The sequence below is a fragment of the Stenotrophomonas sp. YJH_SMC_8 genome, from assembly GCF_059371315.1.
Genome location: NZ_JCAFUL010000007.1, coordinates 140653 through 153418 on the forward strand (window position 1 = coordinate 140653; position 12766 = coordinate 153418).

The following is a 12766-nucleotide window of genomic DNA, read 5'->3' on the forward strand; positions in this document are numbered from 1 at the left end:
GCATGGGTTACATGCGGAACACGCCGAAGCGCGTCTGCTGTGGGGCGGCGTTGAGGCTGGCCGACAGCGCCAGGGCCAGTACGCGGCGGGTGTCGGCCGGATCGATCACGCCGTCGTCCCACAGGCGCGCGCTGGCGTAATACGGGTGGCCCTGCTGTTCGAACTGGTCGCGGATCGGCGCCTTGAACGCGTCTTCCTCCGCTGCCGGCCACTGCCCGCCCTTGGCTTCGATGCCATCGCGCTTGACCGTGGCCAGCACGCTGGCCGCCTGCTCGCCGCCCATCACGCCGATGCGCGCGTTCGGCCACATCCACAGGAAGTTCGGCGAGTACGCACGGCCGCACATGCCGTAGTTGCCGGCACCGAACGAACCACCGATCACCACGGTGAACTTGGGCACCCTGGCGCAGGCCACCGCCATCACCAGCTTGGCGCCGTCCTTGGCGATGCCGCCCTGTTCGTACTTGCGGCCGACCATGAAGCCGGTGATGTTCTGCAGGAATACCAGCGGGATGTTGCGCTGGGTGCACAGCTCGATGAAGTGCGCGCCCTTCAGTGCCGACTCGGAGAATAGGATGCCGTTGTTGGCGATGATGCCGATCGGGTAGCCGTTCAGATGTGCGAAGCCGGTGACCAGCGTTGCACCGTAGCGCGGCTTGAACTCGTCGAAGCGCGAGCCATCGACCAGCCGCGCGATCACTTCGCGCACGTCGTAGGGCTTGCGCGTATCGGCGGGAATCACGCCATACAGTTCATGCGCCGGCAGCAGCGGTTCCTCGGGCGGCTGCACTGCCATCGCCGGTTCCGGCTTGCGCCAGTTCAGCTGGGCGATGATCGCGCGTACCCGCGCCAGCGCCTGCAGGTCGTTGTCGGCCATGTGGTCGGCCACGCCGGAAATGCGCGTATGCACGTCGGCACCGCCCAGTTCCTCGGCGGTAACCACTTCACCGGTGGCCGCCTTCACGAGCGGCGGGCCGCCCAGGAAGATGGTGCCCTGTTCGCGCACGATTACCGTCTCGTCGCTCATCGCCGGCACGTAGGCGCCACCGGCGGTGCAGCTGCCCATCACGCAGGCGATCTGCGGAATGCCCTGCGCCGACAGGTTGGCCTGGTTGTAGAAGATGCGGCCGAAATGGTCGCGGTCGGGGAAGACTTCATCCTGCAGCGGCAGGAACGCGCCGCCGGAGTCGACCAGGTAGATGCAGGGCAGGTGGTTCTGCTCGGCGATCTCCTGCGCGCGCAGGTGCTTCTTCACCGTCATCGGGTAGTAGGTGCCGCCCTTGACCGTGGCGTCGTTGGCCACGATCACGCATTCCACGCCGCTCACGCGGCCGATGCCGGCCACCACGCCAGCGGCAGGCACGGCGTCTTCATACATGCCGTGCGCGGCCAGCGGCGCGATTTCCAGGAAGGCGCTGCCGGGGTCGAGCAGGGCGTCGATGCGGTCGCGCACCAGCAGCTTGCCGCGTGCGGTGTGCTTGGCGCGTGCCGCCTCGTTGCCGCCCAGTGCGGTGCGGGCAAGCGTGGCGTGCAGGTCGTCGACCACGGCCTGCATGGCCGCGCGGTTGGCTTCAAAGGTATCGCTGCCCGGTTGCAGCTGGCTGTTCAGGACGGTCATCGCGGTGGCCTTACAGGGTGCGCTGGAACAGTTCGCGGCCGATCAGCATGCGGCGGATCTCCGAGGTGCCGGCGCCGATTTCATACAGCTTGGCGTCGCGCCACAAACGGCCGGTCGGGTATTCGTTGATGTAGCCGTTGCCGCCCAGAATCTGGATCGCCTGGCCGGTCAGCCAGGTGGCCTTCTCGGCGGCATACAGGATGGCACCGGCTGCGTCCTGGCGGGTGGTGCGGCCCTGGTCGCAGGCGCGCGCCACGGCATACACATAGGCGCGGCAGGCGCCGAGGCCCACGTACATGTCGGCGATCTTGGCCTGGATCAGCTGGAAGCTTCCGATCGCCTCGCCGAACTGGTGACGCTCGTGCACGTATGGCATCACCACGTCCATCGCCGCAGCCATCAGGCCCAGCGGGCCGCCGGACAGTACCACGCGCTCGTAGTCCAGGCCGGACATCAGCACGCGCACGCCGCCACCGACCTGGCCCAGTACGTTTTCTTCCGGCACTTCGCAGTCCTGGAACACCAGCTCGCAGGTGGGCGAGGAACGCATGCCCAGCTTGTCCAGCTTCTGCGCGGTGGAGAAGCCCTTCATGCCCTTCTCGACCAGGAAGGCGGTGATGCCCTTGGCGCCGGCGTCCATGTCGGTCTTGGCATAGACCACCAGCACGTCGGCATCCGGGCCGTTGGTGATCCACATCTTGTTGCCGTTGAGCACGTAGCGGTCGCCACGCTTGTCGGCGCGCAGCTTCATCGACACCACGTCCGAACCGGCACCCGGTTCGCTCATCGCCAGCGCGCCGACCTTGGCGCCGCTGCACAGGTCGGGCAGGAAGCGCTGCTTCTGTTCCTCGTTGCCGTTCTTGCGCAGTTGGTTCACGCACAGGTTGGAGTGCGCGCCATAGGACAGGCCGATGCCGCCGGAGGCGCGCGAGATTTCTTCCATCGCCACCACGTGGGCCAGGTAACCCATGCCGGTGCCGCCGTATGCTTCCTCCACGGTGAGGCCGAGCAGGCCCTGTTCGCCCAGCTTGGGCCACAGGGCCAGCGGGAACTGGTTGGTGGCATCGGCCTCGGCGGCCAGCGGTGCGACCTCGGCGGCGGCAAAATGGGCCACGCTCTGGCGCAGCAGGTCGATGTCTTCGCCAAGATCGAAGTTCAGGGATGGCACGTGCATTGTGGTGGCTCCACGGCGGGATGGCAGGAAATGGACGCACCCGGCGGGGGAGCGGGCGGCGGTCTGCAGGACCGCTGCCCGCACGGGCGATTGGACCCCAGCGTAGCGGGGTTCGGGCAAGAAGTGAATACGAATTCAAAAATTGAAACTAGAATCAGAACATGGCCTATAAACGCTCTGCATTGATGGAAGAACGCCTGGCCGGGGCCCGTGAAAGGATCCTGCTGGCCACCCGCGAGCTGGTCGCCACCGGCGGCTGGCGCAACGCCCCGGTGACCGCCGTAGCGACCCAGGCCGGGGTATCCACCGGCCTGATCTACCGCCACTTCCCGTCCAAGGCCGAACTGTTCGTGGAGGTGCTCAACGCCGCCGTGGCCCATGAAGTAGCGATCATGGAGCGCATCGCCAGTGGTCCGGAGGCGGCCAGCGAGCGGCTGCGGCTGGCGATCACCGCCTTCGTCCGCCGCGCCCTGGCCGGGCCGGGGCTGGCCCATGCCTTCATCGTCGAGCCGGTCGACCCGGACGTGGAAGCCGAACGCATGCGCGGTCGTCGTGCCTTTGGGGATGTCTTCCTGCGCCTGGTGGAAGAGGGCGTGGCCGCCGGTGAGCTGCCGGCGCAGGACGCGCACGCCACGGCCGCGTGCCTGGTCGGTGCCTTCACCGAAGCGATGGTCGGCCCGACCGCGCCCAGCCGCGAAGCGCACCGCGACGAAGGCGCACTGGTGGATGCGATCTGCAGCTTCTGCCTGCGCGCGATCGGCGCCCCCGCAAAACGGTAGCGCCGGGCCATGCCCGGCGGCTGTTGCCGCGCTTGCGTTGCCGGGGTCAGATCCCTTTTGCATCGCAAAAGGGATCTGACCCCAGCCCCCGGCATGTTGCGCCGCATCAGCAGTGACGCCTGTTGTCGCACGCAAAGTGCGTTCTATACTCGGCCCATCACGCAGTCGCTCAGCCGTGGTCCAACGACTATCAGCCAGGGGTAACGAAGAGTGCGGAATTACGATCTGGAGTTCCTGAAACGCTTCTCCATGGTGATCGCGCTGCTGGCGACCATCACCCTCGGCCTCATCCTCCTTGCCGCCTACATCCACACCCGGATTCCGCCCGAGGTGTCGCCGACCGCGGCCAAACGCACCGAACAGCGCATCTCGCCCACCGGCGCGGTCTATGCCGGCAGCACCGGTGCCGCCGCACAGGCCGCGGCCAAGGCCGCCGCGCTGGCCAAGGCGGCGTCGCAGGTGGCCTATGGCGGCACCAAGGACGGCAAGGTCATCTTCGACAACCTGTGCACTGCCTGCCACACCACGGGCGTGGGCATGGCGCCAACGCTGGACCACTCGCACTGGGACAAGCGCATCGCGCAGGGCAAGGACACGCTCTACAAGCACGCCATCGAGGGCTATACCGGCCCGGACGGCGGCATCATGCCCCCCAAGGGCGGCAACCCGGCGCTGACCGAGGAGCAGATCCACGCCACCGTGGACTGGATGCTGGGCAACCTGAAATAGCCTCCGAACGGCGGAACGGCCAAACCACTGGATGGCCGAACTGCTGAACCGCCGAACCGCCGAACGACCGAATCGCCTAACCGCCTAACCGCCTAACCGCCGAATCGCCGAATCGCCGAATCGCCGGTAGAGTCGACTGTTAGTCGACTGCTCTTCCCAACGCCGCCGGAAAGCCCGCGCTGCGCGCGACAGTCGACTAACAGTCGACTCTACCGCCGGTCACGCCGGTCACGCCGGTCATGCCGGTCACCCCGGTCACGCCGGTCGCCGCCCCGGCTTTGCCCACCGAGGCCTGATCGCCCATATTCCCCCGCCCGCAAGCGGGGTTTCGCATTTCAGGGTTAGTCTGTGCGCCCTCCTCCCTGGAATCGCCCGTCGATGCGCCGCCGTTCCCTTGCTCTTGCCCTGTCCCTGCTGCTGCCGGCCAGCGCCTTTGCCCAGGCCCAGCCGCAGGCCGCACCGGCTACGACGCCCGCTGCCGCGCGCAGCAGCGCTACCGTGGTGCTGGCCGCCGCACCGGCCGACTGGCGCGCGCTGGACGGCCAGCGCGTGCGCATCGCCGCGCCGCTCACCCTGGCCGGTACCGACGGTCTGGAGCGCTTCGGCCAGCTCACTGTCGCCTTCGATGGTCGCCTCTGGCAGCCCACCGAAGTGGCCGCGCCGGGTACTGCCGGCTACGAGCAGGTGATGGCCGACAACCTGCGCCGCCGCCTGGTGCTGGACGACGGCAGTGATGCGCGCGACCCGGCCAGCGTGCCGTACCTGCCGGGCAACCCGGTGCTGCGCACCGGCATGCAGCTGCGCAACGTGGAAGGTGTCGTGCACGTGGACGCGCAGGGGCGCCCGCGCCTGCAGGTCGAAGGTGTGCTGAAGCTGCCGGAGCTGAAGCGCCCGGCGGTGCCGATGGTGGCGGGCAGCCTGCACGTGGCGGCCTTCAACCTGGAAAACTTCTTCAACGGCGATGGCCAGGGCGGCGGCTTCCCGACCCTGCGCGGTGCACGCACGCTGGACGAGCACAAGGCACAGGTGGCCAAGCTGGTCACCACGGTCAACGCGCTCGGTGCCGATGTCGCGGCGCTGATGGAGCTGGAGAACGATGGTTATGGCCCGCAGTCGGCAATCGCCGAGCTGGTCGATGCGCTCAACCGCGACCGTGGCGCGCAGGGCGACTGGCGTTTCGTCGATGCTGGCAACGGCCCCGGTGACAACCCGATCCGGGTTGGCATCATCTACCGCAGCAGCCGCCTGCAGCCGCTGGGCAAGCCGGCCACGCTGACCGGCGGCCCGTTCGTCGAGCACAGCCGCGTACCGCTGGCGCAGGCCTTCCACGGCAAGCAGGGCGCGCCGTTCGTGGTGGTGGCCAACCACTTCAAGTCGAAGGGTTGCCGCGACGCCGCTGGTGCCGACGCCGACCGCAACGACAACCAGGGCTGCTGGAATGCCACCCGCGTGACCTCGGCGCAGCAGCTGCATGCCTGGCTGCAGACCGACCCCACCGGTACCGGCGCCAAGGACGCCGTGCTGCTGGGTGATTTCAACGCCTACGCGATGGAAGACCCGATCCGCACCCTGCATGACCTGGGCTGGCAGGACGCGTTCAAGGTCGCCAAGGTCGAGCATCCCTACAGCTACGTCTACAACGGCTACACCGGCCGTCTTGACCACGCGCTGCTGAGCCCGGGCATGGCCAAGCGCCTGCGCGGTGCCGCCGAATGGCACAGCAACGCCGACGAGCAGGACGCCAGCGGCTACCAGGGCCGCAACGTGCAGGGCCCGTGGCGCAGCTCCGACCACGACCCGCTGCTGCTGGGCTTCGACAAATAACCCCTCCAACGCCGGGGTCGCGGCAGGGGTCGGATCCCATTCCGTTGGAATGGGATCCGACCCCTGGCCGCGCTCAGCCCCAGGCGATCAACCCGATCGCCAGCACCGCCAGCGCCAGGCCGGCGCGGTTCCACTTCGTGGTCGCCTCGCCGAAGGCGAACACGCCCACCAGCGCACCCAGCACCACCACGCCGATGTTCATGCCGGCGAACACGGTGGCCGGGCTCTGCGGCATTGCCTGGTGCGCATGCACATAGAAAAGAATATTGCCGCCATTGAGCAGGCCCAGCAGCGCGCCGGCGCCGAGGTTGCGCCAGGCCAGCCGGCTGCGACCACTGAAGTGACGCCACAGCTGCAGCGCCAGCATCAGCACGAAGGCCACGCTGAAGCTGGCCAGCACTGCCGCCATCGACGGCGTGCCGGACAACGCCACCTGCTTGAGCAGCACGTCGACCACTGCAAACCCTGCCCATACGCCCAGCAGCCAGCCCCAGCCACCGGGCGAGGATGCCACCGCCGGGCCGCGCGGACGCAGGCTGATCGCCACCATCGCCAGCAGGCCCAGGCCGAGCCCGACCAGCTTCCACGGCGTCGCGGTCTGGCCGAAGAACAGGAACGCCGCGGCCAGTGACAACAGCAGCGACAGGCGCTGTGCCACATCGCTGCGGACGATGCCGGCCACCGCCACCGCGCGGCCCAGCACCAGGAAAATCGAGGGCAGTACCACCGCCAGCGCCAGCAATGTCAGCCACGGCGCATGCGGCGCGCGCAAGGCATCCAGCGGCGGCTGCAGCACCACCGCTGTCATTGTCGCGGCCACCAGGTAGTTCCAGGTGACCATCTGCGCGACATCCAGCTGGCGGCGGTTGGCCAGCTTCAACAACACCGAAACCAGCACGCTGCAGATCACGGCCAAAGACAGGTAGAGCATGGGGCGGGCACAGGGCAGGGGCGGGGGACGGTATCATGGTGCCATGCACAAGCCCTCGTTCCCCGTCGCCCCCGGCGAAACCGCCTGCCTCGAACTGGACGGCCCGGCCGGCCCGCTGGAAGTGGTCGTCGACCTGCCCAAGGCCGATGTGCCGGTGCAGCCGATCGTGGCCATCATCTGCCATCCGTTGTCCACCGAAGGCGGCACCCTGCATAACAAGGTGGTCACCATGACCGCCACCACCCTGCGCGAGCTGGGCATCACCACGGTGCGCTTCAACTTCCGCAGCGTCGGTGGTTCGGCCGGTGAGTTCGACCACGGCGTGGGCGAGCAGGACGACCTGAAGGCCGTGGCCGCCTGGGTGCGGAGCCAGCGCCCCGACGACCGCCTGTGGCTGGCCGGTTTCAGTTTCGGTTCGTTCGTTTCGCTGAAGGCCGCTGCCGAGCTGCAGCCCGAAGCGCTGATCTCGATCGCGCCGCCGGCCGGCCGCTGGGATTTCGATGGCATCGCACCGCCAGCGCGCTGGCTGGTGATCCAGGGCGAGCAGGACGAGATCGTCGATCCGCAGGCCGTCTACCAGTGGCTGGATACGCTGGATTTCCCGCATGAGCTGGTGCGCATGCCCGAGACCAGCCACTTCTTCCACCGCAAGCTGATCGACCTGCGCGGCGCGCTGACCCACGGCGTGAAGCATTGGCTGGGCGCAGCGGCATGAGTGCAACCGAGTTGACCCCGTCGCAGCGGTACGCGGAAGGGGTCGCCCGTGGCGACTGGCAGAACGACCCGGCCCAGCATGCGGCGCTGGCCGAGCTGGACCGCATCCACCTGGGCCTGCTGGACAGCGCCGAGGACGGCTGGCTGGACCGCCTGTCCTCGTTCTGGAAGAAGCCCGAGCCGGTGAAGGGCCTGTACTTCTGGGGTGGCGTCGGCCGCGGCAAGACCTTCCTGGTCGACCTGTTCTACGACGGCCTGCCGATCAAGCAGAAGTACCGCACGCACTTCCACCGTTTCATGCGCAGCGTCCACGAGCGCCTGCGCGAGCACCAGGGCCAGAGCGACCCGCTGGCGAAGATCGCCCAGGAATGGCGCAGCAATCTGCGGGTGCTGGTGCTGGACGAGTTCTTCGTCACCGACATCGGCGATGCCATGCTGCTGGCGCGGTTGCTGGAGCGCCTGTTCGCCGAGGGCGTGACCCTGGTCACCACCTCCAACACGGCGGTGGAGAACCTGTACCTCAACGGACTGCAGCGCGAGAGCTTCCTGCCGGCGATCGGCCTGCTGCAGCGCTTCTGCGTCGAGCTGTACGCCGAAGGCACCGAGGATTACCGCATGCGCGCGCTGACCCGCTCGCCGGTATACCGCGCGCCGCTGGCGGCCGACAGCGATGAGTGGCTGGCCACGCGCTGGAACGAACTGAGTGGCGGCCAGCCGGCCAAGGCCGGCAACATCGAGATCGAAGGTCGCAAGATTCCGGTGCGCGGCCGTGGCAAGAGCATCGCCTGGTTCGATTTCGCCGCGCTGTGCGAAGGCCCGCGCGGCCCGTCGGACTACATCGAGATCGCGCACGAATTCAACACGGTGCTGCTGGGCGGCATTCCCGCCTTCGACCGCCTGAACGAAGATGCCGCGCGCCGCTTCGTCAATCTGATCGATGAGCTGTACGACCGCCACGTCAACCTGGTCTGCACCGCCAGCACCTCGCCGATCGAGCTGTATACCGGCCAGCGCCTGCAGGGCGCCTTCGAGCGCACCGCCTCGCGCCTGATCGAAATGCAGAGTGCCGAATACCTGGGCACCCCGCACCGGGCGTGATGGCGGTTCACTGTAGAGCCGAGCCCACGCTCGGCTGCTTCTGGATAATGTGCCGAAAGGCAGCCGAGCGTGGGCTCGGCTCTACAACAGCGCCGCGCGGTTATCGGGAGGGGGCAACCGCGGTCCCCAACGGCCGCTCATCCGGCCCGGCCGACACATGCAGGCCCGCACCATCACCATGCTTTACCCGCACGCTGTCGCCGCGCTCCAGCAGCCGCAGCGGCTGCCCCTGGTAGCGCAGCTCCAGCGCGTCGTGGGCATCCGCCAGCGACTGCACCAGCGGGCACAGCGCCATCGCCTTGGCCTCCAGCTGATGGCTGCGCGCTTCCATGCGGCGGTCGACTTCGGCATCGAGGCGGTCGGCGCGGCGCTCCATGGCGCCGGCGCGGCCGGTGAACACCTGCCACAGCACGCTGCGGGTCATCGACGTGGCCATCGTCTCGGCCATCTGCTCGATGTGCGCGTCGAAACCATCGCTGAAGCTCGCCTGTTCCCAGTAGCCGCGGCCCAGGCTGGCGTCGATCCAGTCCTGCATCTCGCCGCGCATCGCGCGCATCTGGCGGTTGCGCGACTTACCGGTGATGGCTTCGAAGGCGGCGTCCAGCGCATCGAAGGTGACCCCGGAGACTTCGTGGGCGAGCGCAGTGGCGGCCGGCATCAGCTGGCGGGCGCCGGCCTCCATCTGCCGCAGGCGGGCGGCGTCGGTGGCGCTGACCGGCACCATCGTGCCGTCCAGGCTCAGCTCGCCGTCGTGGAACACCACTTCATGCGGCGCCTGCGGGCCATGCCGCAGCCAGATGCCGCCGCCGTCCACCAGCACGTCGTAGTCGGTGTGGATGCCGCACTGGTCCGAACGCAGGTCCGGCCCCTCGGCGGCCAGCGCGGGAGCGGCGAACAGGGCAGGCAGCAGGGCCAGAGCGGGCAGGCGCAGGCGCATCGGAACATCCTTCTCCGGAACCGGAGGACCAGCATCCGCTGCCGGCGCGCGGGCGTCACCGGCCGGAAGTCACCCGTCCACCGCATTCCCACCGGCTGCCCACCACCTATCCACAGGGTTGTCCCTAGCCAGCTTCATCACTGTCATGTGAAGCTGTCATTGTTCCGTTTCCGCGGTGCGTTGTGCCACCGCAGTGACGCCTTCCGGGCTTGACTGCGCAGCCCGTTCCGGCAGGTCTGAAACGTCTGATCCGGGCGCCGATGGCACGATCCTTGCGGCGCAAGGGATTGCCGAATTTCACTACATTTGGCGTTGACGGACCCCATTACCCCCACTATCTTGTGGCCGTCGGTCGCAGCAACCCCAATTCCAGGGGGTGGCAGCAGCACCCATCCGCGATCGTCAACGGCAGTGGCAGGCGCAGGGTCTCATCCCCTGCGACGCCGTCCTGCCATCCTGGGCTGTCATGTCCCGGGCTGCGTCACCCGATGCATCGAGCACCCACCAATCACGCCAAGAGGACACACGCCGTGACCACCGAATCCAGCGCCACCATCGAGAAGGAAAGCGAATTCCTGTTGACGTCGCCGCCGACGGCCAACGCGATGAGTGTGACCAAGCGCAATGGCACGACCGAGCTGGTGGACCTGAACAAGATCGTGCGCGCGGTGCAGCGTTCCTCCGAAGGCCTGCACGCCGTCGATCCGATGCGCGTGGCCACCCGCACCATTTCCGGCCTGTACAACGGCGCCACCACCCGCGAGCTGGACGAACTGTCCATCCGTACCGCCGCCCTGCTGATCGGTGAAGAGCCCGAGTACGGCCGCCTTGCTGCGCGCCTGCTGGCCAACTACATCGCCAAGGAAGTCTCGGGCCAGGAAATCTACGCTTTCTCGCAGTCGGTCAGCCGTGGCCATGAAGTCGGCCTGATCAACGACCGCCTGCTGAACTTCGTGCAGACCAACGCGCGCAAGCTCAACGACGCCATCGACATCTCGCTGGACCTGAACTTCGATTACTTCGGCCTGCGTACCCTGTACGACCGCTACCTGCTGCGCCACCCGCACACCCGCAAGGTGATCGAGACCCCGCAGCAGTTCTTCCTGCGCATCGCCAGCGCGCTGAGCGAGGACGTGTCCGAGACCCTGGCGCTGTACAAGCGCATGGGCAACCTGGACTACCTGCCGTCCAGCCCGACCCTGTTCAACTCCGGTACCACCCACGAGCAGCTGTCCTCGTGCTTCCTGCTGGATTCGCCGCAGGACTCGCTGGAGTCGATCTATTCCAAGTACGGCGACATCGCCCAGCTGTCGAAGTTCTCCGGCGGCATCGGCGTCAGCTACACCCGCGTGCGTTCGCGTGGTTCGCTCATCAAGTCGACCAACGGCCACTCCAACGGCATCGTGCCGTGGCTGAAGACCATGGATTCGTCCGTGGCCGCAGTGAACCAGGGTGGCAAGCGCAAGGGCGCAGCCTGCGTGTACCTGGAAACCTGGCATGCCGACATCGAGGACTTCCTCGAGCTGCGTGACAACACCGGTGACGAAGCCCGTCGTGCGCACAACCTGAACCTGGCCAACTGGGTGCCGGACCTGTTCATGAAGCGCGTCGAAGCCGACCAGGAATGGTCGCTGTTCGATCCGCGCGTCGTGCCGGAGTTCACCGACCTGTTCGGCGAAGCCTTCGAGGCCGCCTACCTGCAGGCCGAAGCGCAGGGCAAGGCCAACCGCACCATCTCCGCGCGCAAGCTGTACGCCCGCATGATGCGTACGCTGGCCGAGACCGGCAACGGCTGGATGACCTTCAAGGACAAGTGCAACCGCGCCAGCAACCAGACCCTGCGTCCGGGCAACGTGATCCACCTGTCCAACCTGTGCACCGAAATCCTGGAAGTCACTTCCAACGATGAAACCGCGGTGTGCAACCTGGGTTCGATCAACCTGGGCAACCACTTCGACGAGCACAACGAGTTCGACTTCGAGAAGCTGGCCGAGACCGTGCGCCTGGCCGTGCGCCAGCTCGACCGCGTCATCGACCTGAACTTCTACCCGATCGAAACCGCCCGCCGCGCCAACCTGCGCTGGCGTCCGGTCGGCCTGGGCTGCATGGGCCTGCAGGACGTGTTCTTCCGCAAGCGCCTGCCGTTCGACAGCGCCGAAGCCCGCACCCTGTCGAAGAAGATCGCCGAAACGATCTACTTCCACGCCCTGGAAACCTCGGCCGAACTGGCCCAGGAACGCGGCAAGCACCCGTCGTTCAACGATACCCGTGCCGCCAGCGGCGAACTGCAGTTCGATGCCTGGAACGTGGTGCCGGAAGACACCGCACGCTGGGATGCCCTGCGTGAGCGCATCAAGGAACACGGCCTGCGCAACTCGCTGATGATCGCGATCGCCCCGACCGCGACCATCGCCTCGATCGCCGGCTGCTACGAGTGCGTCGAGCCGCAGGTGTCCAACCTGTTCAAGCGCGAGACCCTGTCCGGTGACTTCCTGCAGGTCAACCGCTACCTGGTGAACGAGCTGAAGAAGCTGGGCCTGTGGACCGCCGACATGCGCGATGCCATCAAGCTGGCCGAAGGCTCCATCGCCGGCGTGGCGCAGATTCCGGAAACGCTGCGCGAGGTCTACCGCACCGCGTGGGAACTGCCGATGCGTTCGCTGATCGACATGGCCGCCGAGCGTGGTGCCTTCATCGACCAGTCGGCCTCGCTCAACCTGTTCATGGAAAGCCCGAACATCGGCGCGATGTCCTCCATGTACATGTACGCCTGGAAGCAGGGCATCAAGACCACCTACTACCTGCGCTCGCGCCCGGCCACCAAGATCGCCAAGACCACGGTGAGCACCGCAGCCCCGGCCAAGGTGTTCAGCCCGGACGAAGCCATCGCCTGCTCGCTGGAAAACCCGGAAGCCTGCGAGGCCTGCCAGTAAAACGCGCTGTGCCGGCTCTGCCGGCACCT

10 protein-coding genes are annotated in these 12766 nt (G+C 67.4%); 6 read left to right on the forward strand and 4 right to left on the reverse strand.

Features of this window, described 5'->3' with window-relative positions; genetic code table 11:
• Positions 1 to 7: 7 nt before the first annotated feature.
• Both AC5P88_RS10820 and AC5P88_RS10825 read right to left on the reverse strand, forming a co-directional pair.
• The gene (locus AC5P88_RS10820; RefSeq protein ID WP_495225015.1) at positions 8 to 1618 is read right to left on the reverse strand and encodes a carboxyl transferase domain-containing protein; all 1611 of its coding nucleotides are present in this window, start codon (positions 1616 to 1618) and stop codon (positions 8 to 10) included.
• Positions 1619 to 1628: 10 nt separating this feature from the next.
• A complete protein-coding gene (locus AC5P88_RS10825; protein WP_495225016.1) occupies positions 1629 to 2792 on the reverse strand; it encodes an isovaleryl-CoA dehydrogenase in 1164 nt (387 codons plus the stop codon).
• 161 nt (positions 2793 to 2953) lie between these two features.
• Here AC5P88_RS10825 and AC5P88_RS10830 point away from each other — a divergent pair, with 161 nt between their 5' ends.
• From AC5P88_RS10830 to AC5P88_RS10840, 3 genes are all read left to right on the forward strand, one after another.
• Complete coding sequence (locus tag AC5P88_RS10830) at positions 2954 to 3571, forward strand: TetR/AcrR family transcriptional regulator (RefSeq protein ID WP_106548774.1); 618 nt, start codon at positions 2954 to 2956, stop codon at positions 3569 to 3571.
• A 210-nt stretch (positions 3572 to 3781) separates the two neighbouring features.
• On the forward strand, positions 3782 to 4300 hold the full coding sequence (locus AC5P88_RS10835) for a c-type cytochrome (RefSeq protein ID WP_005407662.1): 519 nt from the start codon (positions 3782 to 3784) through the stop codon (positions 4298 to 4300).
• A 378-nt stretch (positions 4301 to 4678) separates the two neighbouring features.
• Positions 4679 to 6124, forward strand: coding sequence for an ExeM/NucH family extracellular endonuclease (locus tag AC5P88_RS10840; protein ID WP_495225017.1), 1446 nt, complete (start codon positions 4679 to 4681; stop codon positions 6122 to 6124).
• A 73-nt stretch (positions 6125 to 6197) separates the two neighbouring features.
• Here AC5P88_RS10840 and AC5P88_RS10845 read toward each other — a convergent pair whose 3' ends face one another.
• Positions 6198 to 7055 carry an EamA family transporter gene (locus tag AC5P88_RS10845; RefSeq protein WP_495225018.1) on the reverse strand — a complete coding sequence of 286 codons (858 nt, stop codon included), beginning with the start codon at positions 7053 to 7055 and terminating at the stop codon, positions 6198 to 6200.
• 43 nt (positions 7056 to 7098) lie between these two features.
• On the opposite strand from AC5P88_RS10845, the gene AC5P88_RS10850 reads away from it, so the two are divergent.
• Complete coding sequence (locus tag AC5P88_RS10850; protein WP_495225019.1) at positions 7099 to 7770, forward strand: alpha/beta hydrolase; 672 nt, start codon at positions 7099 to 7101, stop codon at positions 7768 to 7770.
• Positions 7767 to 8867 (forward strand): cell division protein ZapE, encoded by a 1101-nt coding sequence (zapE, locus tag AC5P88_RS10855; RefSeq protein WP_029380119.1) that lies wholly within the window; start codon positions 7767 to 7769, stop codon positions 8865 to 8867. Before AC5P88_RS10850 ends, zapE begins: the two co-directional genes overlap by 4 nt.
• A 100-nt stretch (positions 8868 to 8967) precedes the next feature.
• On the opposite strand, the gene AC5P88_RS10860 is transcribed toward zapE, so the two are convergent.
• Positions 8968 to 9804 carry a DUF2884 family protein gene (locus AC5P88_RS10860; RefSeq protein ID WP_495225020.1) on the reverse strand — a complete coding sequence of 279 codons (837 nt, stop codon included), beginning with the start codon at positions 9802 to 9804 and terminating at the stop codon, positions 8968 to 8970.
• 530 nt (positions 9805 to 10334) lie between these two features.
• Between AC5P88_RS10860 and AC5P88_RS10865 the strand changes: the two genes are divergently transcribed.
• A complete protein-coding gene (locus tag AC5P88_RS10865) occupies positions 10335 to 12737 on the forward strand; it encodes a ribonucleoside-diphosphate reductase subunit alpha (RefSeq protein WP_495225021.1) in 2403 nt (800 codons plus the stop codon).
• Positions 12738 to 12766: the final 29 nt, after the last annotated feature.

Bases quoted from the DNA above. Each gene is read 5' to 3' on its own strand.
- zapE (WP_029380119.1), top strand. From the start codon at position 7,767: ATGAGTGCAACCGAGTTGACCCCGTCGCAGCGGTACGCGGAAGGGGTC.
- AC5P88_RS10820 (WP_495225015.1), bottom strand. From the start codon at position 1,618: ATGACCGTCCTGAACAGCCAGCTGCAACCGGGCAGCGATACCTTTGAA.
- AC5P88_RS10840 (WP_495225017.1), top strand. From the start codon at position 4,679: ATGCGCCGCCGTTCCCTTGCTCTTGCCCTGTCCCTGCTGCTGCCGGCC.
- AC5P88_RS10850 (WP_495225019.1), top strand. From the start codon at position 7,099: ATGCACAAGCCCTCGTTCCCCGTCGCCCCCGGCGAAACCGCCTGCCTC.
- AC5P88_RS10830 (WP_106548774.1), top strand. From the start codon at position 2,954: ATGGCCTATAAACGCTCTGCATTGATGGAAGAACGCCTGGCCGGGGCC.
- AC5P88_RS10845 (WP_495225018.1), bottom strand. From the start codon at position 7,055: ATGCTCTACCTGTCTTTGGCCGTGATCTGCAGCGTGCTGGTTTCGGTG.
- AC5P88_RS10860 (WP_495225020.1), bottom strand. From the start codon at position 9,804: ATGCGCCTGCGCCTGCCCGCTCTGGCCCTGCTGCCTGCCCTGTTCGCC.
- AC5P88_RS10825 (WP_495225016.1), bottom strand. From the start codon at position 2,792: ATGCACGTGCCATCCCTGAACTTCGATCTTGGCGAAGACATCGACCTG.